The 20593-nt window shown below is 60.5% G+C and carries 20 protein-coding genes; 18 read left to right on the forward strand and 2 right to left on the reverse strand.

Annotated features, from left to right (window positions below; genetic code table 11):
• Nucleotides 1-17: 17 nt before the first annotated feature.
• From ACA075_RS00705 to ACA075_RS00740, 8 genes are all read left to right on the forward strand, one after another.
• The gene (locus ACA075_RS00705; protein ID WP_497296878.1) at nt 18-1043 is read left to right on the forward strand and encodes an ABC transporter substrate-binding protein; all 1026 of its coding nucleotides are present in this window, start codon (nt 18-20) and stop codon (nt 1041-1043) included.
• Between the two features lie 5 nt (nt 1044-1048).
• Complete coding sequence (locus ACA075_RS00710; protein ID WP_497296879.1) at nt 1049-1909, forward strand: ABC transporter ATP-binding protein; 861 nt, start codon at nt 1049-1051, stop codon at nt 1907-1909.
• Nucleotides 1910-1929: 20 nt separating this feature from the next.
• Nucleotides 1930-2796, forward strand: a complete 867-nt coding sequence (locus ACA075_RS00715; RefSeq protein WP_497296880.1) for an ABC transporter permease — start codon at nt 1930-1932, stop codon at nt 2794-2796.
• A gap of 75 nt (nt 2797-2871) precedes the next feature.
• On the forward strand, nt 2872-3792 hold the full coding sequence (locus ACA075_RS00720) for a LysR family transcriptional regulator (protein WP_219097785.1): 921 nt from the start codon (nt 2872-2874) through the stop codon (nt 3790-3792).
• Nucleotides 3793-4011: 219 nt separating this feature from the next.
• A complete protein-coding gene (locus ACA075_RS00725) occupies nt 4012-5547 on the forward strand; it encodes an MFS transporter (protein ID WP_497296881.1) in 1536 nt (511 codons plus the stop codon).
• Nucleotides 5548-5573: 26 nt separating this feature from the next.
• A complete protein-coding gene (locus tag ACA075_RS00730) occupies nt 5574-6641 on the forward strand; it encodes an HlyD family secretion protein (protein ID WP_497296882.1) in 1068 nt (355 codons plus the stop codon).
• Nucleotides 6638-8224 carry an efflux transporter outer membrane subunit gene (locus ACA075_RS00735; protein ID WP_497296883.1) on the forward strand — a complete coding sequence of 529 codons (1587 nt, stop codon included), beginning with the start codon at nt 6638-6640 and terminating at the stop codon, nt 8222-8224. The genes ACA075_RS00730 and ACA075_RS00735 overlap by 4 nt, the downstream gene beginning before the upstream one ends.
• Before the next feature lie 197 nt (nt 8225-8421).
• Complete coding sequence (locus tag ACA075_RS00740; RefSeq protein ID WP_497296885.1) at nt 8422-9993, forward strand: glycosyltransferase family 39 protein; 1572 nt, start codon at nt 8422-8424, stop codon at nt 9991-9993.
• A gap of 223 nt (nt 9994-10216) precedes the next feature.
• Here ACA075_RS00740 and ACA075_RS00745 read toward each other — a convergent pair whose 3' ends face one another.
• Nucleotides 10217-10975, reverse strand: coding sequence for a slipin family protein (locus ACA075_RS00745; protein WP_131060480.1), 759 nt, complete (start codon nt 10973-10975; stop codon nt 10217-10219).
• 2 nt (nt 10976-10977) lie between these two features.
• Nucleotides 10978-11511, reverse strand: a complete 534-nt coding sequence (locus ACA075_RS00750; RefSeq protein ID WP_094469727.1) for an NfeD family protein — start codon at nt 11509-11511, stop codon at nt 10978-10980.
• Nucleotides 11512-11709: 198 nt separating this feature from the next.
• Here ACA075_RS00750 and ACA075_RS00755 point away from each other — a divergent pair, with 198 nt between their 5' ends.
• The 10 genes from ACA075_RS00755 to ACA075_RS00800 all read left to right on the forward strand — a co-directional run bounded on the left by ACA075_RS00755 (nt 11710) and on the right by ACA075_RS00800 (nt 20552).
• On the forward strand, nt 11710-12171 hold the full coding sequence (locus ACA075_RS00755; protein WP_497296886.1) for an aminoacyl-tRNA deacylase: 462 nt from the start codon (nt 11710-11712) through the stop codon (nt 12169-12171).
• Between the two features lie 137 nt (nt 12172-12308).
• Complete coding sequence (locus ACA075_RS00760) at nt 12309-12554, forward strand: DUF2789 domain-containing protein (RefSeq protein WP_094469720.1); 246 nt, start codon at nt 12309-12311, stop codon at nt 12552-12554.
• A gap of 96 nt (nt 12555-12650) precedes the next feature.
• Nucleotides 12651-12845 (forward strand): type II toxin-antitoxin system Phd/YefM family antitoxin, encoded by a 195-nt coding sequence (locus tag ACA075_RS00765; RefSeq protein ID WP_497296887.1) that lies wholly within the window; start codon nt 12651-12653, stop codon nt 12843-12845.
• A gap of 135 nt (nt 12846-12980) precedes the next feature.
• Nucleotides 12981-13409: a MarR family winged helix-turn-helix transcriptional regulator gene (locus ACA075_RS00770; RefSeq protein WP_497296888.1), complete on the forward strand. Its 429-nt coding sequence runs from the start codon at nt 12981-12983 to the stop codon at nt 13407-13409.
• Nucleotides 13406-15478, forward strand: a complete 2073-nt coding sequence (locus ACA075_RS00775) for an FUSC family protein (RefSeq protein WP_497296889.1) — start codon at nt 13406-13408, stop codon at nt 15476-15478. The genes ACA075_RS00770 and ACA075_RS00775 overlap by 4 nt, the downstream gene beginning before the upstream one ends.
• A complete protein-coding gene (locus tag ACA075_RS00780; protein WP_010464893.1) occupies nt 15475-15684 on the forward strand; it encodes a DUF1656 domain-containing protein in 210 nt (69 codons plus the stop codon). The genes ACA075_RS00775 and ACA075_RS00780 overlap by 4 nt, the downstream gene beginning before the upstream one ends.
• Nucleotides 15681-16568 (forward strand): efflux RND transporter periplasmic adaptor subunit, encoded by an 888-nt coding sequence (locus ACA075_RS00785; RefSeq protein ID WP_497296890.1) that lies wholly within the window; start codon nt 15681-15683, stop codon nt 16566-16568. Before ACA075_RS00780 ends, ACA075_RS00785 begins: the two co-directional genes overlap by 4 nt.
• Nucleotides 16565-18013: an efflux transporter outer membrane subunit gene (locus ACA075_RS00790; protein WP_497296891.1), complete on the forward strand. Its 1449-nt coding sequence runs from the start codon at nt 16565-16567 to the stop codon at nt 18011-18013. Before ACA075_RS00785 ends, ACA075_RS00790 begins: the two co-directional genes overlap by 4 nt.
• A gap of 81 nt (nt 18014-18094) precedes the next feature.
• Entirely contained in the window at nt 18095-18730 is a 636-nt protein-coding gene (locus tag ACA075_RS00795; protein ID WP_497296893.1) for an NADH:ubiquinone oxidoreductase subunit N, read from the forward strand.
• Between the two features lie 316 nt (nt 18731-19046).
• Entirely contained in the window at nt 19047-20552 is a 1506-nt protein-coding gene (locus ACA075_RS00800) for a YdgA family protein (protein ID WP_497296894.1), read from the forward strand.
• Nucleotides 20553-20593 lie beyond the last annotated feature (41 nt).

Here is a 20593-nt window from a genome sequence, read left to right on the forward strand (position 1 = left end):
TTTGTCGGAGAACTTCCATGTCCAAACGTCTTCCATTCGCGCCGCTGGCCGCTGCCATCGGTTTGGGTTTGAGCCTGATCGCCGGCAGCCTGGTGGCGCCGACCGCGGCCCACGCCGAAGGTGAAATCCGCATCGCCGAGCAGTTCGGCATCGTCTACCTGTTGCTCAACGTGGTGCGCGATCAGAACTTGATCGAGAAGTACGGCAAGCAGGAAGGCATCGACATCAAAGTCGACTGGACCCAGTTGTCCGGTGGCGCGGCGGTCAACGATGCGTTGCTCTCAGGCTCGATTGATATTGCCGGTGCGGGCGTCGGTCCGCTGCTGACCATCTGGGATCGCACCCATGGCAAACAGAACGTCAAGGCCGTCGCCTCCCTCGGCAACTTCCCGTACTACCTGGTGAGCAACAATCCCAAGGTCAAAACCATTGCGGACTTCACCGAAAAAGACCGTATTGCGGTGCCGGCGGTCGGTGTTTCGGTGCAGTCGCGCTTCCTGCAATACGCGGCCGCCAAGCAATGGGGTGACAAGGAATTCAATCGTCTCGACAAGTACACCATCGCCCTTCCGCACCCGGACGCCACGGCTGCGCTGATCGCTGGCGGCACTGAACTGACCGGTCATTTCTCCAACCCGCCGTTCCAGGATCAAGCGTTGGAAAACCCCAATGTGCATGTGGTGCTGAACACCTATGATCTGCTCGGCCCGAACTCGCCGACCGTGCTGTTTGCCACCGAGAAATTCCGCGATGAGAACCCGAAAACCTACAAGGCATTCGTCGAGGCACTGACCGAAGCGGCGCAATTCGCCCAGAAAGATAAAGGCGCCGCAGCCGACACTTACATCCGCGTCACCAAAGCCAAAATCGACCGCGCCGCACTGCTGAAAATCATCGACAACCCGCAGTTCGAATTCAGCGTCACGCCGAAAAACACTTACCCGTTGGCCGAATTCCTGTACCGCGTCGGCGCGATCAAAAACAAACCGGATTCGTGGAAGGATTACTTCTTCCAGGACGCCAAACCGCTGCAAGGGAGCTGATCGACATGAACGCCCCTTTGCAAGGCCACACGGTCAGCAAACCGAACGCGACAGCCCAGGCGCTGTTGTCGGTCGACAACGTCAGCCTCGAATACCGCACGCCTCAGCGGGTGGTTCGGGCGACACACCGCGTCAGTTTTGAAATCGATCCGGCGGACCGCTTCGTGCTGCTCGGCCCGTCGGGTTGCGGTAAATCGACGCTGCTCAAAGCGGTCGCCGGGTTCATTCAACCGTGCGAGGGCGAGATCCGGCTGCAAGGCCAGACCGTCCATGCGCCGGGACCGGACCGGATTGTGGTGTTCCAGGAATTCGATCAACTGCCACCGTGGAAAACCGTCAAACAGAACGTGATGTTTCCGCTGCTGGCCTCAAAAAACCTCAAGCGCAAAGAGGCCGAAGAGCGGGCGCTGCATTATCTGGACAAGGTCGGTCTGGCGGCGTTTGCCGATGCCTATCCGCACACCTTGTCCGGCGGCATGAAGGCGCGGGTGGCGATTGCCCGGGCGTTGGCGATGCAGCCGAAAATCCTGCTGATGGATGAACCCTTCGCCGCCCTCGATGCGCTCACCCGACGCAAGATGCAGGAGGAATTGCTGCTGCTCTGGGAAGAGGTGCGCTTCACGCTGCTGTTCGTCACGCACTCCATCGAAGAAGCGCTGGTGGTGGGCAATCGCATCCTGTTGCTGTCGCCGCATCCGGGGCGGGTGCGGGCCGAAGTCCACAGCCATCAATACGATTTGCACAGCCTCGGCGGCGTGGCGTTTCAAGAGTCGGCGCGACGGATTCATCGGCTGTTGTTCGATGAAGGTCAGTCGCCGGAAACCGAGCGTGAGCTGGATTTTTCCGACATTCGCATCGCTTATTGAGCCATTGAGAGGAGTGCCCGATGAGCCATTTATCATCTGCGCGTGAAGAATTCGAAACCGTTTTGCAGCCATTGACCAGCGTGCCGGTGGAGCGCGAATTACCGCTGGGCCAGCGCCTGTGGCAACAGGCCTGGCTGCGTAAAAGCCTGATCCTGATATTGCTCGCGGTGCTGTGGGAAGTGGTTGCGCGCATTCAGAACAACGACCTGCTGCTACCGAGTTTTCTGCAAACCGCCAGTGCGCTGTATGACGGATTGCTCAGCGGCGAGTTGCTGGCCAAAGTCTGGATTTCGCTGGTGGTGTTGCTCAAGGGCTACTTGATTGGCATTGTCCTGGCATTTGCCCTGACCACGTTGGCGGTGTCGACGCAGTTCGGGCGCGATCTGCTGAGCACCTTGACCTCGATGTTCAACCCGCTGCCGGCCATTGCGCTGTTGCCGCTGGCGCTGCTGTGGTTTGGCCTGGGGCAGAACAGCCTGATTTTTGTGCTGGTGCATTCGGTGCTCTGGGCCTTGGCGCTGAATACCTATGCCGGGTTTCTCGGCGTCTCGGAAACCCTGCGCATGGCCGGGCGCAATTACGGCCTCAAGGGGATGCGTTTTGTGCTGTTCATCCTGATCCCGGCGGCGCTACCGTCGATCCTTGCCGGGTTGAAAATCGGCTGGGCCTTCGCCTGGCGCACGCTGATCGCTGCTGAGCTGGTGTTTGGCGCGACCAGCGGCAAGGGTGGCTTGGGCTGGTACATCTTTCAGAATCGTAATGAGCTGTACACCGACAAGGTGTTTGCCGGGTTGGCGGTGGTGATCTTGATTGGGTTGCTGGTGGAGAACCTGGTGTTTGACACGCTGGAGCGGGTGACCGTCAAGCGCTGGGGGATGCAGCGGTAAGTGTTGCAGTGTCTTTGAAGGATGTTTGCTAGCATTGCGTCTGAGTCAACCAACCCCAAGACACGAGTGCTCAGCATGCAACTCCCGGACATGAACCTCTTGGTCGCCCTAGACGCCTTGCTCGATGAAGGCAGTGTGGTGGGCGCCGCGCGGCGGATGAACCTCAGCCCGGCGGCCATGAGCCGAACGCTCACGCGAATCCGCGAGGCCATCGGCGATCCGATTCTGGTGCGCGCCGGTCGTGGCCTGGTGCCGACGCCCAAGGCATTGGAGCTCCGCGAGCAAGTGCGCGACGTCGTGGAGCAGGCCGCGTTGCTGTTTCGCTCGGCCGATGCGGTGGAGTTGGGTTCGTTGCGTCGTCGGTTCAGCATCCGCGCCAATGACTTTTTCGTCGGCGTCTACGGCGGCAAGCTGTTTGACACCCTCGACCGCCAGGCGCCCCATTGCGAGCTGCGCTTCGTCCCTGAAGGCGATGGCGATGATGAAGCCCTGCGCGAAGGACGCATCGACCTGAGCATCAGCAACACCCGGCCGTTGACCCCGGAAGTAAAGGTGCAGAATCTGTTTTCCACTCATTTCGTCGGCCTGGTTCGCGAGGACCATCCGCTGTTCGACGAAGAGATCACGGCCGAGCGCTTCGCCGGTTTCTCCCACATCAGCATGTCCCGTCGCGGCATTGCTCGCGGGCCGATCGATACCGCACTCAATGCCCTTGGGCTGGAGCGACGGGTGGCGGTGATTGCACCGAGTTTCCACGCGGCGATGTTTGCGCTGCCGGATTCCGACCTGATTTTGCCGGTACCCAAGGAAGCGCTGTTGAGTGTGCGACGCCTGGGCTTGAAGCTGCGCTCGTTTACCCTGCCGGTTCCCTTGCCCACCCTGATGCTGACCCAGGCCTGGCACCCGCGTTTCGACAAGGACCCGGCCCATCGCTGGCTGCGTGAAACGCTCAAGGCGTGCTGTGACGAGACCTGGCTGGCCGCTCAACCATCTTGAAGTTCACTGGCAATCCCTGTGGGAGCGAGCCTGCTCGCGATAGCGGTATGACAGAAACATTGATGTTGGATGTGCTGCCGTCTTCGCGGGCAAGCCCGCTCCCACAGGGGTTTTGTATTGCTGCATCGGGCGCACTTATAACCTGCCAATAAGTCAATTTTCGTAAGGTCTCGCGCTTCTTAAAATGCTTCGGTATTCAAACCCCGGAGCTTGCATTCAATGACTTCCCTCACGGTCACGGCACCTCTCGCCGCGGCCAGTCCGGCCGCCGTTATGCCGCCCGCCTTCGGCCCGCGAATCATCATCGGTCTGGTGGGCGTGTTGCTGGCGGTGTTGGTGTCAGGCCTGAACGAGATGGTGACCAAGGTCGCGCTAGCCGATATTCGCGGCGCCTTGGCGATCGGCTATGACGAAGGTACCTGGCTGGTCGCCTGTTACACGGCAACCTCGGTCGCCGCCATGGCCTTCGCGCCGTGGTGTGCGGTGACGTTCTCGTTGCGGCGCTTCACCCTCTGCGCCATTAGCGCCTTCACCCTGCTGGGCGTGTTGTGCCCGTTCGCCCCGAATTACGAAAGCCTGCTGCTGATGCGTACCTTGCAAGGCCTGGCCGGGGGCGCGCTTCCGCCGATGCTGATGACCGTCGCGCTGCGCTTTTTACCGGCCAACGTGAAGCTTTACGGTCTGGCGGGGTATGCGTTGACAGCCACCTTCGGCCCAGGGCTCGGCACTCCTCTGGCCGGTTTGTGGACGGAGTACGTCGGTTGGCAATGGACCTTCTGGCAAATCATCGCGCCGTGCCTGATTGCCATGGCGGCCGTGGCTTACGGTCTGCCGCAGGATCCGCTGCGTCTGGAGCGCTTCAAGCAATTCAACTGGCGCGGCTTGCTGCTGGGGTTTCCGGCGATCTGCATGCTGGTGATCGGCATCCTGCAGGGCAATCGTCTGGACTGGTTCGAGTCGAGCCTGATCTTCGGATTGCTTGGTGGTGGGTTGTTGATGCTGGTGCTGTTTTTGATCAACGAATGGTCGCAGCCGATCCCGTTTTTCAAGATGCAGATGCTCGGCATCCGCAACCTGTCGTTCGCCTTGTTGACCCTGGCCGGGGTGCTGGTGGTCTTGCTGGCGGTGATCATCATTCCGTCCAGCTACCTGGCACAGGTCCAGGGTTATCGCCCGGTTCAGACCGCGCCGATCATGCTGCTGGCGGCCCTGCCACAGTTGATCGCGCTGCCGTTGGTGGCGGCGCTGTGCAACCTGCGCTGGGTCGATTGCCGCTGGGTGTTGGGGCTCGGCTTGAGCATGTTGGCGCTGTCGTGCATCGGTGGTTCGCAGCTGACGTCGGTGTGGATTCGCGACGATTTCTACGCACTGCAATGGCTGCAAATCTTCGGTCAACCCATGGCGGTGCTGCCGTTGCTGATGCTCTCGACCGGCAGCATCACGCCCATTGAAGGACCCTACGCCTCGGCCTGGTTCAACACCGTGAAAGGCCTGTCAGCGGTGGTCGCCACCGGAGTGATCGAGGCGTTGACCACGTCGAGGCTGCATTTCCATTCGACCATGCTGGTGGACAACCTCGGCAACTCCCCTCTGACCAACAGCGACAGTGCTGGCCTTGCCCATCGGCTGCATGAGCAGGCCGTGGTGCTGACGGCATCGGATCTTTATCTGTGCATGGCCGGCGTTGCGCTGGCGCTGATCCTGCTGATTTTCTGGCTGCCGACGCGGATTTATCCACCGCGCGCACCGACATGAACGCTTCACTGAAACAGAAGGTTTTTATGACGACTCAAACAAAGCAAAAAGTGGCTGTCGGCGTCGCCGCAGTGGTGGCGGTCGGCGTGCTGATTTATCTGCTGGCGCCAGGCGTTTTCGGCAAACGCACGCAGCAGAACACCAACGATGCCTTTGTCTCGGCGGACTTCACCTTGGTGGTGCCTCGCGTGGCGGGGTTCATCAAGGAAGTGCTGGTGGAAGACAACCAGCAGGTCAAGGCCGGCCAGTTGCTGGCGTTGATCGATGACCGCGATCTGCGTGCCGCCGCTCAAGCGGCCGACGCCGAAACGCTGGTGGCCAGGGCGCAACTGCAAAACGCTCGGGCAACCCTCGAACGCCAGGCGTCGGTGATCGCTCAGGCCCAGGCCACGGTGGTGTCGGCCAAGGCTGAAATGGCCTTCGCCGAGCATGAACTGAACCGCTATAACCACCTCGCCGGTGTAGGTGCCGGCACGGTGCAGAATGCTCAGCAAGCGCGCACACGCATCGATCAGGCCTCGGCGCGATTGGCCAACGTCACGGCGGTGCTGGCAGCGGAGCGTAAACAGGTGGAGATCCTCACCGCTCAGCGCGACGCGGCTGAAGGCGGATTGAAGCGGGCGCAAGCGGCACTGGAAATGGCCAGCTACGAGTTGTCTTACACGCGCATCGTTGCCCCTCAGGACGGCATGGTGGGCGAGCGGGCGGTACGGGTCGGCGCTTACGTGACGCCGGGCAGCAAAATTCTGGCAGTGGTGCCGCTGGCACAGGCTTACGTGGTCGCCAATTTTCAGGAAACCCAACTGACCGACGTGAAGCCTGGGCAGGATGTGCAAGTGCGTGTCGACAGCCTCGGTGGCGAAGTGTTGACGGGTCGCGTCGAGAGCATTGCGCCGGCCACAGGTGTGACGTTTGCGTCGATCAAACCGGACAACGCCACCGGCAACTTCACCAAGGTGGTGCAGCGAATTCCGGTGAAGATCGTTCTGGAACCGGGGCAGGCATTGGCCGAGCGGTTGCGGGTGGGGATGTCGGTGGAGGCGAGGATTGATACGGCTGGTGGGGCGACTGCGTCTGAGGTGGTTCAGCGATGAAGAGCTTTATTGACCGCACTGGCCTCTTCGCGGGCAAGCCCGCTCCCACAGGGGATTTCCTTTTGGACAGGGATTGTGTGCAGTGCACCGATTCAATGTGGGAGCGGGCTTGCCCGCGAAGAGGCCGGTGGTCGCAAATAATCCTCTGTGTCTTGTTGCTCGGAAGTCTTTCAGCCTGCACCGTCGGCCCGGACTTCCAGAAACCTCAACCACAACAAATCACCGAATGGTCAAAACCATCAAAAGCCGCCGCCAGCGAAGCGGTCCCCACCGACATGAACGAACGCTGGTGGGACGTCTTCAACGACCCGAAACTCTCGGCCCTGACCCAGCGCGCCCTGACCGATAACCTCGACCTGAAACTCGCCAGCAGCCGCTTGCAGCAAAGCCGAGCGGCGCGTCAGGTCATCACGGCCGACCGTTACCCGAATACCGCCGCCACCGGCAGCTACGGGCGCAAACGCAACAGCGGCGAAGGCCTGAACGACCCATCGGGCCACAACGGCGACTCTGCCTTCAACCTCTGGGACGCCGGTTTCTCCGCCTCCTGGGAACTGGATTTCTGGGGCCGTGTGCGCCGCGAAACCGAAGCCGCCGACGCGACCCTGGAAGTCGCGGAAAACGATCGCCGTGGTGTGCTGTTGTCGGTGCTCGCCGAAACGGCTCAGGACTACATTCAACTGCGCGGTGTGCAAAGCACCCGGGCCGTCACCCAGGAAAACCTCGATGTCGCACGACACAGCCTGAAACTGTCGCAGCTGCGTCTCGCTGATGGTGTCGCTACCGACCTGGATGTCGCCGAAGCAGCGGCCCAGGTCGCGGCCATCGAATCGCGACTTCCTGCACTTGAGCAGCGCCAATCACAATTGATCAACGCGCTGAGCCTGTTGATGGGCGAACCACCCCAAGCACTGTCCGCCGAGTTATCCACAGACGCCCCCGTGCCGCAAACCCCGCGTCAGGTCGCCATCGGTTTGCCGTCGCAACTGGCTGAACGCCGCCCGGACATCCGCCAGGCCGAAGCCCGCCTGCATGCCGCTACCGCGAGCATCGGCGTGGCCAAGGGTGACTTCTATCCGCGGATCACCCTGTCGGGCAACCTGGGCTCCCAAGCCATGCAACTGAGCGACTTCGGCCCCTGGGGCTCGCGCTCATTCGGCATCGGCCCGCAGTTCAGCCTGCCGCTATTCGACGGTGGCCGCCTGCGCGGCGTCCTCAATTTGCGCGAGGCACAGCAACAGGAAGCCGCCATCGCCTACCAGCAAACCGTCCTGCGCGCGTGGCATGAAATCGACGATCAACTGCGCGCCTACTACGCCAGCCAACTGCGCCGCGATAGCCTCGCCGAAGCCGTGCGCCAAAACCAGATCGCCCTGCGCACCGCGCAGCAGCAATATGTGGAAGGGGTGGTGGACTTCGTCACCGTCCTCACGGTGCAAGGCGCGCTGCTGGCGACTCAGGAGCAGTTTGTGGAGAGCTCGACCGGGGTGTCGCTGGCGATGGTGGGTTTGTATAAGGCGTTGGGTGGGGGATGGGAGTCGGTGTATCCGTTGGCTAGTGTCGTTACCAATAATCCCGTTTGATGGCAGGGGGCTTTCATGTGTTCTGTTGAAGGCGATGTAGAAATATCCCACGCCGGCGCGTAGTTGACCCGCCTGATTGCCGAATGTCGTTGGTCGTTGGTCGTTGGTCGTAAAGCCAGCATCGACGACGGCGCTGCCGCTGTCCTACAGTGATTGCAGGCTTCAAGGATTTTTACCGGCAGTCTCGAGGGGAGGCAATGCAGGCGCGCAGAGAAATGCCAATTGACGGCACCCAAGGCCCGCACGAGGCTCCCGGCACCTGGGCGATTGTTCAGCGAATGCTGCGATGGGCACGGGAGCACTGGCTGTTGCCGATCCTGGCTTTGGCCGCGCTGGTGCGTTTCTACGACCTGACGGCGGCGGCTATCTGGGGTGATGAAGGTTCCAGCCTGCTGCTGAGCCAGTATTCTCTGGGCGGGATCTGGCTGCACGCGGCCCACGACGTACACCCGCCGCTGTATTTCATGCTGCTGCACGGCTGGGTCGAATTGTTCGGCGACGGTATCTTCTCGATCCGCTGTCTCAGCGCATTGCCGGGGATCGCCACGGTGTGGCTCGGCGTATGGCTGATGGACTTGCTCGCCACTCGACGCGCCGCGCTGCTCACCGGGTTCCTGCTGGCGCTGCTGCCCACGGCAGTGCGTTACAGCCAAGAAGTGCGGATGTATTCGCTGCTGGGCCTATGGCTGCTCGGCGCGACGATTGCGTTGGTCTACTGGATCCGCCACCCCCGGCGCACACGCTATCTGGTGGTGTACGTGCTACTGATGAGTGCCGCGTTCTACACCCATTACTTCACCGCCCTGTGCGTGCTGTGCCACTGGTTGTATCTGGGGTTGATTCGCCTGCAGCCAGGTTATCGCTTGCGGCATATCCAACGTCCCGGCTGGTGGCTGGCGAACGCGGCCATCGTCCTGTTGTACCTGCCGTGGGTGCCGAGCCTGATCGATCTGATCCAGCACATGGATCAGCTCAAGGCCAATGGCGATGTCGGGTGGGAAACCCCTGTCACGTTCGGCTCGCTGCCTTCGATGATCTGGTCGTTCGTGATCCAGGATGACGGCGAGAATCTGCCGATGCCGATTTTCATCACGATGCCCTTGGCGTTGCTGGCCTTGATTTGGGTGGCGCTGGCGCGGGATCGCAGTGTGATTCGTGGCAGTGCGCTGGTGGTGATCTACACCGTTTTGCCGTTGCTGCTGGTATTTGCGGTGTCGTTTATCTCGCCGGTGTTCATCGAGCGTTACCTCACCGCGTACGCCCTTGGTCTGCCGATGATTGTCGCGCTGGCCATTGATCGCCTGTACGGCGTTTTTCGGGTGCTGGCCGTGTTTGTGCTGGTGCTGTTTGTCGGCGTCGAGCTGGTGGGCCTGAACAACAACGCCACGGTGGATACCAACGATCAGATCAATGTCATGGTCAACTACGTGAATCAACACTTTGTTGCGGGGGACCGGATCGTCACCAGCGACATGCTGTGGTACCTCAGTTACGTGTATTACAACCGCACCGACGCCAAGCCGCTGCTGTACACGCCGCCGTTGGCCAGTGGCGCTTCTAGCCGGCCGAATGCGTATGGATTCGGCACGCTGGTGACCCCGGACATTTATCTCGACAGCCTCGACAACCTGCCCAAAGGCACGGGACGCGTGTGGTTGATCGGCACCGTCGGTGTGCCGGACGAGTTCGCGCCCTTACCCGCAGGCTGGCAGAGCGTTGGCGAAACGCAGGCGGGAGGTGCCAATGCGCGCTTGTTCGTGTGGCATTGAGTTAGTAAAAATCACGTTTTTCAGATGATTTAGGGTTCGGGCCGGAACAAGTTCACCAACACCACTACAACTTGAAGGAAATCTCCGACGGGATTACCGGACGATGGTGTTTGTAGGGACGGTCAAAAGATCGCAGCCTCGTTTCACTCGACAGCTCCTACATTGGAATGCGATCCCCTGAAGGAGCTGTCGAGTGAAACGAGGCTGCGATCTTTTTGGACCATCAGGATTTGGACGACAAATCCGCCATCCCCTTGAGCAACTCGATCGGCAGCGGAAAGACGATCGTCGACGTCTTGTCCCCGGCAATCGAACTCAACGTCTGCATGTAGCGCAACTGCATCGCCCCCGGTTGACGCCCCAGCATCTCGGCCGCTTGCATCAGTTTTTCCGAAGCCTGCAATTCACCCTCGGCGTGAATCACCTTGGCCCGCCGTTCCCGCTCGGCTTCGGCCTGTTTGGCGATGGCGCGGACCATCGATTCGTTAAGGTCCACATGCTTGATCTCGACATTCGCCACCTTGATGCCCCAGGCATCGGTCTGGGCGTCGAGCACTTGCTGGATATCAATGTTCAGCCGTTCCCGCTCGGCCAGCAGCTCATCGAGTTCATGTTTACCGAGCACGGCCCGCAACGTGGTCTGGGCCAATTGGCTGGTGGCCATGAGGAAATCTTCGACCTGGATGATGGCTTTCTGTGGATCAAGCACGCGGAAATACAGCACGGCGTTGACCTTGACTGAAACGTTGTCGCGGGTGATCACGTCTTGTGGCGGCACGTCGAGCACCACGGTGCGCAGATCGACGCGAACCATTTGCTGGACCACCGGAATCAGCAGGATCAGGCCAGGGCCTTTGACTTGCCAGAAGCGCCCGAGCTGGAACACCACCCCGCGCTCGTATTCGCGCAGGATGCGGAAGGTCGACCCCGCCAGCGCGATCAGCAGTAACAGCAGCGCGGCAAATCCCAGTTGCAGGCCCATGTCTATTCTCCCTTCGACGCCGCATCAGCCGCGGCCACTTTCAGCAGTAATCCCTTGCGTGCCACCACCCGGACCTTTTGCCCCGGTTGCAGCGGCGTGCTGCTGAGCACTTGCCACTGTTCGCCTTGCAGGTGCACCCAGCCGTTACAGGCATTGTCGGCTTGCAACGAAATCACCGGCGTCACGCTGCCCACAAGTCCGGCATCGCCACTGACGTTGTGGCGTGGTCGGGTTTTCAGGGCGTGGAGCAGCAGGAAGATCAACAGCAGCGCACTGATCAGTCCGAGGCCGATCATCAACGGCACAGGCACTTCAGTGTTGGTCAGGATCACCGCGCCGATGACGAACATCACAATGCCGCCCAGCCCGATCACGCCGTAATTGGGCAGCGCCGCCTCGGCGATCAGGAATGCTATGCCGAACGTGATAAGCCAGATCCCCATGGGGTTGGGGGCCAGCAAGACAACGGTGTCCGCCGCGAAGACCGATCCGCTTAAGGCCAACAGCAGCGCAACTGCACAGCAACGAATGTTCACGCGACCCTCCGGGAGAGTCATTGATGGTTCTTTATACAGTCTAGCTGAGCTGTGGGTTGTACGAATTTTGACCAGTTGTTGGCCTTGCCCCGGCGGGCGGATTTCTCTCCGGAATGCGACAGCAGGCCTAGACTTTCAGTACGAAGAAACGTGTTAACCATCGTCCGCCCAACGTTGTTGCGGACACCGAGGTGCATCATGCGTATGGCAAGAACACTGCTGAACAGCCTGGAGAAGGCGCACTGCGAATATGACATCGTTTCCCACCCGCACTCGGCCAGCAGCCTTGAAACCGCGCGGCTTGCGGGCATTCCTGCCGAACGGATGGCCAAGTCGGTGATCCTCGACGACCACCACGGGCACTACTTGATGGCCGTGCTGCCCGCCAGCCGGCACCTGGACCTGAGCAAAGTGCGCAGCAGCGGTGAATGGCAAGTCTCCCGGGAAAGCAACCTGCCGCGCCTGTTCGACGATTGTGAACGCGGCGCCGTGCCGGCCCTGGGCGAAGCTTATGGCCTGGACGTGGTCATCGATCCGCTACTGACCCGGCAGAAAGACATTTACGTGGAAGCCGGCAACCACATCAATCTGCTGCACATGAACGTGCCAGAGTTTCTGAAAATGGTGCCGCACGCCGAGGTGCGTGAGTTGAGCCAGTGAGTTTTGCGGCGTCAGTGATACCGTCATCGCGGGCAGGCTCGTTCCCACAGTTGACCGCGAGTCCCTGTGGGAGCGAGCCTGCTCGCGATTGACTGCGCAGCAGTCACCCAATCATCTGCCATCAATAGGAGCCCACCATGGAATCCCCAACCCACAGCCTCCCTTCCCTGTTCAAACAACTCGGCCTGGACAGCGACCCGGTCAGCATCGACCAATTCATCGCCACCCATTCACCGCTCAAACCGGAACTGCATCTGGCAGACGCGTTTTTCTGGACCAAGAGTCAGGCGGACTTTTTGCGGGACGAGATTCTGGATGATGCAGATTGGGCGGAGGTGGTGGATCAACTGGATGTGCTGATGAGGAAGGGGCGGGGGGTGTAACTACCTGAGCGCAAAACCTTGTCACAGCTTTTCTGAAAGGTGTTACCTGAGCTGAAGTAGCTTTCATGGCGTTGAGTCCAACCATGAGACCGAGTCATGCAATGTGTTTTGGCAGAAAGAGTCATCAGTATCTCTGAACTCGCGAAAAACCCAGGTGCTATGGTGCGTGAGGCGCAATACGGGCCTATTGCGGTGATTGAAAACAATCAGATCAAGGCCTATCTGGTTTCGGCAGAGCTTTTTGAAACGATGCTGGTGCGTCTGGGTGATTTCAACCTGGTGTCCGGTTGAATGTCGTAAAACTGTACGTCCGGTCACAGAATTGTTTCAAAACTTGACCAGCTTTCCCCTCCAATGCCATATTGATAGTTAGCAAACTAACAGTGTGCATTTCCCCTCGTGCCGAAAAACCTCGACGCTCTCCAGATGAACATCAGCAGCTCCATGGTGGTGGCCGCCAGGCATTGGCGGAAGATCTGCCAGACCACGCTGGTCAACTATGGGATTTCCGAAGCCTGCGCCGTCCCGCTGTTGATGATCGGGCGTCTGGGCGAGGGTGTGCGGCAGGTGACGGTGGCGCAGGCGGCGGGGATGGAGAGTCCGTCGCTGGTGCGTCTGCTCGATCAGCTGTGTCATGCCGGCTACGTTCGTCGCACCGAAGACGTCCATGACCGCCGCGCCAAATGCCTGAGCCTGACGGAAACCGGTCGGGAGCTGGTGCAGGCAGTCGAGATCGAGCTAGTGCGTTTGCGCAATGAAGTGCTCGAAGGGATCGACCGCAGTGATCTGGAAGCGACGCTGCGGGTGCTGAGAGCCTTTGAAGCGGCCAACCCGCCGTCGGTGGCCAACCCTTGAGCGGATTTTTCACCGGCGTTCCTCCGGCGCGGGACTGGTTTTACGGAGTGCGCACGTTCGCGGCGTCGATGATTGCGCTGTACATCGCCATGCTCATGCAAATGCCGCGTCCGTATTGGGCGATGGCCACGGTGTATATCGTTTCCAGTCCGTTTGTCGGTCCCACCAGTTCCAAGGCGTTGTACCGAGCTGTCGGCACCCTACTCGGTGCGGCGGCAGCGGTTTTTTTCGTGCCGATGTTTGTCCAGAGCCCCTATGTGCTGGTGGTGGTGATTGCGCTGTGGACCGGGACGTTGCTGTTCCTGTCTTTGCATCTGCGCACGGCCAACAGTTATGCGCTGATGCTCGCCGGTTACACCTTGCCGCTGATCGCCCTGCCGGTAGTGGATAACCCGTTGGCGGTCTGGGACGTGGCGGAAGCGCGAACCGAAGAAATCTTTCTCGGCATCGCGGTGGCGGCCGTGGTCGGTGCCATGTTCTGGCCCCGGCGGCTGGCGCCGGTGTTCAACGATTCGGTGAACAAATGGTTCGCCGATGCCTCGACTTACAGTCTGCGTTTCCTCAGCCGCAACGTGCAACCTGAGGAAGTCAGCGCCTTGCGCTCTGCGATGGTGGCGACGTTCAACAGCCTGGAATTGATGATCGGCCAGCTGCCCCACGAAGGCGCGCGGCCGCAGACGGTGCGCAATACCAAAGAGCTGCGCGGACGGATGATCCACCTGCTGCCGGTGATCGATGCCCTCGACGACGCGCTCTACGCCCTTGAACGCAGAACGCCCGAGCTTGTGGATAAGTTCGCGCCGCTACTGACTGCGACCACCGAATGGCTGAATCACAAGGATGCCGACCTCGGCCGCTGGCAAACGCTGAGAAATCAACTTGAGGCCTTACAACCGTCCGCCGAAGCGCTGGATGACCGTAAGCAACTGCTGTTTTCCAACGCCCTGTATCGCCTCGGCGAGTGGATCGATGTGTGGCAAGACTGCCGCAGCCTGCAATACGCCATTCAGTGCGAAAGCCAGGACAGTTGGCGCGCGGTGTATCGGCATTGGCGCCTCGGTCGCCTGTCACCGTTTCTCGACCGTGGGCTGATGCTCTATTCGGCGGCGTCCACGGTGACCGCAATCATCGTCGCCTCGGTGCTGTGGATTCTGCTTGGCTGGACCGATGGCGGTTCCGCGGTGATTCTGGCGGCGGTGGCGTGCAGTTTCTTCGCCTCGATGGACGATCCGGCGCCACAGATTTTCCGGTTCTTTTTCTGGACCGCGATGTCGGTGGTGTTCGCCAGTCTTTATCTGTTCCTGGTCCTGCCCAACCTACATGACTTCCCGATGCTGGTGTTGGCGTTTGCCGTGCCGTTCATTTGCATCGGCACCCTGACGGTCAAGCCACAGTTTTACCTGGGCATGCTGCTGACCCTGGTCAACACCTCGTCGTTCATCAGCATTCAAGGCGCTTATGACGCGGATTTTCTCAGCTTTGCCAACTCCAACCTCGCCGGCCCCGTCGGCTTGCTGTTTGCTTTTGTCTGGACCTTGATCGCCCGGCCGTTCGGTGCGGAACTGGCGGCCAAACGCCTGACCCGTTTCAGCTGGCGCGACATTGTCAGCCTGACCGAGCCGGCCACGCTGGCCGAACACCGGCACCTGGGCGTGCAGATGCTCGATCGCCTGATGCAGCATCTACCGCGCCTGGCCATGACCGGACAAGACACCGGCATCGCGCTGCGGGAGGTGCGCGTAGCGCTGAACCTGCTCGACTTGCTGGCTTACACGCCGCGAGTGCTCGGCGCCCCGCAAGTGCTGCTGCATCAAGTGGTGGCCGAGGTTGGCGAGTACTTCAAGGCCTGCCTCAAGGCCGGCGAGCGATTGCCGGCACCGAGTCCGCTGTTGATGACCCTCGACCGCACCCGCCGCGCCCTCAGCACCGACTGCGATGACGGCGCGCGTCTGCACCTGTTGCATGCCCTGAGCGGTCTGCGCCTGTCGCTGCTGCCAGGGGTGGAATTCGTCGCCTCGGGCGAACTCGATGAACCGCTGCCCCATGGCATCGATGGAGCGCCTTTATGATCGGTGATCTGGATATCAGCGGGGTGTTCCTGCCCACGCTGCTGGTGCTGATGGGCATTACGTATCTGTTGTTCCTGTTGGTGCACGGGTTGCTGACGCGCCTGCACTTTTACCGTCTGGTCTGGCACCGGGCATTGTTCAACGTGGCTCTCTACGCCTTGCTACTTGGCGCTGTGGACTCACTCAGTCGATACCTGATGACATGAAAAAGCCTTTTTTGACCCTCGGCCGCGTGGTCCTGACCCTGCTGATCGTGACCTTCGCCGTCGTCGTGGTCTGGCGCATGGTGATGTATTACATGTTCGCGCCCTGGACCCGGGACGGGCACATCCGTGCCGACATCGTGCAGATCGCGCCGGACGTCTCCGGGCTGATCCAGAAAGTGCAGGTGCGTGACAACCAGTTGGTCAAACGTGGGCAGGTGCTGTTCAGCATCGACCAGGACCGATTCAAACTGGCCTTGCGTCAGGCGAAAGCGGCGGTCGCTGACCGTCAGGAAACCCTGGCCCAGGCGCAACGGGAAGCCAAGCGTAACCGTGGCTTGGGTAATCTGGTGCCGGGCGAGCAGCTGGAAGAAAGCCAGTCGCGGGTCGCTCGCGCCGAAGTGGCCTTGATGGAAGCCCAAGTGGCAGTGGACAGCGCCCAGCTCAACCTCGACCGCTCGACCATTCGCAGCCCGGTGGACGGTTACGTCAATGACCGCGCACCGCGTGCGCAGGAATTCGTCACCGCCGGGCGTCCGGTGTTGTCGGTGGTGGACAGCAATTCGTTTCATATCGACGGCTATTTCGAAGAAACCAAACTCGACGGCATTCATGTCGGCCAATCGGTCGACATTCGAGTGGTCGGCGACCGCGCGCGTTTGCGCGGTCATGTGGAAAGCATCGTCGCCGGCATCGAGGACCGAGACCGCAGCAGCGGCAGCAATCTGCTGCCCAACGTCAATCCGGCGTTCAGCTGGGTGCGCCTGGCCCAGCGGATTCCGGTGCGGATTGCCTTCGACGACGTACCGGCGGACTTCCGCATGATCGCCGGGCGCACCGCCACGGTATCGATCATGGAAGACCAGCCGCAGGAGCCCGCGAAATGAGCAGGGCCTCGGGTTTGGCCGTCGTCGGATTAGGCGTGTTGCTGTCGGCCTGTCAGGTGGTCGGGCCGGATTATCATCTGCCGGACGAGGCGGCCATCCACCGTGAAGACTTGCAGGGCAACTTGGCGGTGAACGGTAAAAACGTCGTTTCGGCCCCGGTGCCCGCCGATTGGTGGCGCCTGTATCAGGATCCGCGCCTCGATCAACTGGTGCAGCAGGCCATGGTCACCAATACCGATTTACGCGTGGCGGCGGCGAGCCTTTCCCGGGCCCGCGCTCAGGTTGACGAAGCGCAGGCGGCGGGCGGCTGGAGCGGCGGTGTGAAGATGGGCGCCCAGCGTTTGCAGGAGTCCGGTGAAGCCTTCTTGCTGCCGGAGAAAGTGCCGGTGGCCAACGTCGGCGACATTGGCATTACCACCTCGTATCAGTTCGACCTGTTTGGCACGTTGCAGCGCGGTATCGAAGCGGCCAAAGCCAATGCCGACGCGACTCAGGCTGCCGCCGATACCGCACGCATCACCTTGGTAGCGGATGTGGTCCGGGCGTACACCCAAGTGTGCGCGGCCAATGAAGAACGGGAAATCGCCCAGCATTCCCTCGACCTGCAAGCCCAAGGCACGACCCTGATCCAGCGTCTGCGCGACGCCGGGCGCGGCGATGAAACACAGGTCACTCGCTCGCAAACCCAATTCAAATCCTTGCGCGCCGACATGCCGCGTTATGAGGCCGCACGTCAGGCCGGGTTGTTCCGTTTGTCGATGCTGTTGGCCAAACCGGTCGATCAGTTGCCGGATGGGACTGCCACCTGCAACGAACTGCCGAAAATCACTCAATTACTGCCCGTCGGTGACGGCGCCACCTTGCTCAAGCGCCGCCCCGATGTGCGCCAGGCTGAACGCCGCCTGGCCGCCGCGACCGCCGGCATCGGCATTGCCACGGGCGAGTTGTACCCGGACATCAGCATCGGCGCGACGGTCGGCACCGTTGGTATCCTTGAAAACCTCGGCAAACCGGCAACCAACCGCTGGGGCTTCGGTCCGTTGCTGACCTGGACCGTGCCGTCCAACGGTTCCCGGGCGCGAATCCGTGAGGCAGAAGCGACGACCCAAGGCACGCTGGCGCATTTCGACGGCGTGGTGCTCAACGCCATCCGCGAAACCCAGACCAGCCTGGCGCAGTACTCCGCGCTGCTGCAACGCCGCGATGCGCTGGCCGATGCCGAACAATCGGCACAACTGGCCGCCGACCAGACCCACCGCTTTTTCCAGGCCGGTCGCGCATCGTTCCTGGCGGACCTGCAAGCGACCCGCACCTACACCGATGTGCGGGCGCAATTGGCCTCCGCGAACACGCAAGTTGCCATGAGCCAGATCGATCTGTTCCTCGCCTTGGGCGGCGGCTGGGAAAGCGGACGAACGCAAGCGTCACGGCCCGGCAAACCCTGAGGCCGTTGCTATGCTTTGATTTGATGAGGTCGCGCGTCGGGCTCATCAATCAAGGCTCGTGTTGGTCATGGGGATCTAATAATGAAAAACCCTTATGCTCCCGGCTTCTGGTGCGCTATTGCGGCATTGGTTTTGCTGTCGGCCACCTATTTCTACGGCATCATGCTGGCCCACCAGATCGACAAGGCTTTGGTGTTCCTCGACAGCGCAGCCGCGCTGATTGCGGTGATGGCAATCGTCGTGGTGGCCTGGGCTTCAGTCCAGGGCCAGCGCATCAAGAAAAGACAACTCGAACAAGGCAAGACCCTGGTGCTGATCTGGGACACCAAGGTGGCTTTGCGTCGCGTCGAAACGGTGTTCGACCGCTATTTCTGGGGCAGTTACTGGCAACCGGGGCGCACGTTCCAGGAAGTCATGGGCGAACTCACCGGCACGCCGCTGGAAAAAAGTCTCGAGACCCTTAAAAAGCAATGCCTGGCCTTGGATAAACAGGTTTCAGAAGACGGCCGGCACTGGCTCAGCAACGCCAGAGAACTCTCCGATGTCGCCACTGCCATGGCCCGCGAACGTTATCAGCTGGATTTCTGCGACCCGCGTGCGGACGTGACGGGCGGGGCGGTCATTAATCGCGATTTTGAAGTGCTGGTGTATACCTGGACGGCGCGGCTGAAAAGCTTTGATCATCAGCTGGATGAGATTGAGGTCCAGTATTCATGAGCCTGTGTTGTCGGGTCTGACGTCTTCGCGAGCAAGCCCGCTCCCACATTTACCGCGTCCTTATCCAGCGACTCGGTGAAATGTGGGAGCGGGCTTGCTCGCGAAGGCAGTCTAATGACCACTGAAACTCTCGACCCCTGTCAGTGGTCCACAAGCATCAGGGTTCTCTAGACACTCTTTAACCTTTAAACATTGGGCCGCCCGGTGCGCCTGATGCTAATCTCCCTCGCACTTTCAGCGCAGTCGTGACCGCAACCCGTCATGGGTTCAGGGAAGACGACCACATTTTCAACAACGGACATTGATCGGGTAATTCATGAATAAATCAGCAGGCGTGCTTCTTGGAATCGTCGTTGCCATCGGTGCAATCAGCGCTGGTGGAGCCTGGTACACCGGCACCAAAATCGAAGGCGTACTAAACACCTCGATCGCCGACGCCAACAAAGAGCTGAAAGCCGCGCTGGTCGGTTCCAATGGCACGGCATCGCTGGAACTGGTCTCTCTGGAGCGTCACATTTTCAGCAGCACCGCGCACTACCGCCTCAAGGGCGAAGGCGAAATGTTTGGCGAAGCGCCGGTCGAGTTACTGTTCGTCGACCGCCTCGAACACGGCCCGCTGCCGTTCTCGCGCCTGATGTCGCTGAAATGGTTGCCGGTCATGGCCACCAGTCATTACGAACTGGAAAGAACCCCGACGACGGAAAAATGGTTTGCCGCCGCCAAGGACCAATCGCCGCTCAAGGGCCTGGTCAATATCGGTTACGACAACTCCACCAACGGCACCCTTGAATTGCTGCCGCTGGACGTCGCGCTGGATGACAAGTCCAACTTGAAATTCTCCGGTCTGAACCTCGACGTCGCCGCCAGCGCCCAGGCGCAGAAGGTCAAGGCCAACGGCTACATGGACAGCATGACGTTGACCACGGTGGCTGAAGACCAGACGCCGGTGAAGGTCGAACTGAACGGCCTGACCGTGGCCAGTAACCTGACCAAAAGCCCCTACGGCTATTACATCGGCGACAACACCCTGGAGCTGACCGACAGCAAAACCACCTTCGGCGCCAAGCAATCGATTCTGGGTTTCAAGAAATTTGAAATGAAGAACCTGACCGAGGAAACGGGCACCAGTGGTTCGGGGCGTGCGGATTACAAGGTTGGCGAAGTGTCGCTGAATGGCAAGGCTGTCGGCTCGGCGCAGATGGCCATGAGCCTGAAAAACCTCGACATGCCGGCGGCCATGGCCTTGATGCAGATTTACCAGACCAAACTGCAGCCTTACGAAAAGGCTGCCGCTGAAGCCGCTGCCGCCGGTGAGCCGGCCCCGGAACTGGTCTTGACCCCGGAAGAAGAGGCGCAGGTCAAAACCGGCCTGGAAAAACTGCTCGCCGCTGGCCCGCAGGTGGCCCTGGAGAATCTGTCGTTCAAATCCACCAACGGTGAAAGCCGCGCCAACCTGGTGCTCGACCTGACCAAACCGAAGTCCATGGACCTGCCGCCAGACCAACTGACCCAACAGCTGATTGCACTGCTGGATTTCAATCTGAAAGTGTCCAAGCCAATGCTCGTTGACCTGCTCACCGTGCAATCGGAAATTGAGGGTCAGACTGACGCCAAGCTCGTTGCCGATCAGGCGACGGCGACTGCGGACATGTTCAGCAGCATGGCGGTCGGCACGCAATTGGCCAAACTGGAAGGCAACGACATCGTCACCCAGTTGCACTACGCCAACAATCAGGTGGAATTCAATGGCCAGAAAATGACAGTTGAACAATTTGTCGGCTTCGTGATGAGCAAGCTTGGCGGCGTTGCACCGATTCAGTAAAAACGCTCGCTTCAATGGAACGCCCGGCCTCTGCCCTACGC

It is taken from the genome of Pseudomonas sp. LBUM1663 (assembly GCF_059695905.1).

Coding starts and splice junctions, on each gene's coding strand:
- ACA075_RS00705 (WP_497296878.1), top strand. CDS start 18: ATGTCCAAACGTCTTCCATTCGCGCCGCTGGCCGCTGCCATCGGTTTG.
- ACA075_RS00710 (WP_497296879.1), top strand. CDS start 1,049: ATGAACGCCCCTTTGCAAGGCCACACGGTCAGCAAACCGAACGCGACA.
- ACA075_RS00715 (WP_497296880.1), top strand. CDS start 1,930: ATGAGCCATTTATCATCTGCGCGTGAAGAATTCGAAACCGTTTTGCAG.
- ACA075_RS00720 (WP_219097785.1), top strand. CDS start 2,872: ATGCAACTCCCGGACATGAACCTCTTGGTCGCCCTAGACGCCTTGCTC.
- ACA075_RS00725 (WP_497296881.1), top strand. CDS start 4,012: ATGACTTCCCTCACGGTCACGGCACCTCTCGCCGCGGCCAGTCCGGCC.
- ACA075_RS00730 (WP_497296882.1), top strand. CDS start 5,574: ATGACGACTCAAACAAAGCAAAAAGTGGCTGTCGGCGTCGCCGCAGTG.
- ACA075_RS00735 (WP_497296883.1), top strand. CDS start 6,638: ATGAAGAGCTTTATTGACCGCACTGGCCTCTTCGCGGGCAAGCCCGCT.
- ACA075_RS00740 (WP_497296885.1), top strand. CDS start 8,422: ATGCAGGCGCGCAGAGAAATGCCAATTGACGGCACCCAAGGCCCGCAC.
- ACA075_RS00745 (WP_131060480.1), bottom strand. CDS start 10,975: ATGGGCCTGCAACTGGGATTTGCCGCGCTGCTGTTACTGCTGATCGCG.
- ACA075_RS00755 (WP_497296886.1), top strand. CDS start 11,710: ATGCGTATGGCAAGAACACTGCTGAACAGCCTGGAGAAGGCGCACTGC.
- ACA075_RS00760 (WP_094469720.1), top strand. CDS start 12,309: ATGGAATCCCCAACCCACAGCCTCCCTTCCCTGTTCAAACAACTCGGC.
- ACA075_RS00765 (WP_497296887.1), top strand. CDS start 12,651: ATGCAATGTGTTTTGGCAGAAAGAGTCATCAGTATCTCTGAACTCGCG.
- ACA075_RS00770 (WP_497296888.1), top strand. CDS start 12,981: ATGAACATCAGCAGCTCCATGGTGGTGGCCGCCAGGCATTGGCGGAAG.
- ACA075_RS00780 (WP_010464893.1), top strand. CDS start 15,475: ATGATCGGTGATCTGGATATCAGCGGGGTGTTCCTGCCCACGCTGCTG.
- ACA075_RS00785 (WP_497296890.1), top strand. CDS start 15,681: ATGAAAAAGCCTTTTTTGACCCTCGGCCGCGTGGTCCTGACCCTGCTG.
- ACA075_RS00790 (WP_497296891.1), top strand. CDS start 16,565: ATGAGCAGGGCCTCGGGTTTGGCCGTCGTCGGATTAGGCGTGTTGCTG.
- ACA075_RS00795 (WP_497296893.1), top strand. CDS start 18,095: ATGAAAAACCCTTATGCTCCCGGCTTCTGGTGCGCTATTGCGGCATTG.
- ACA075_RS00800 (WP_497296894.1), top strand. CDS start 19,047: ATGAATAAATCAGCAGGCGTGCTTCTTGGAATCGTCGTTGCCATCGGT.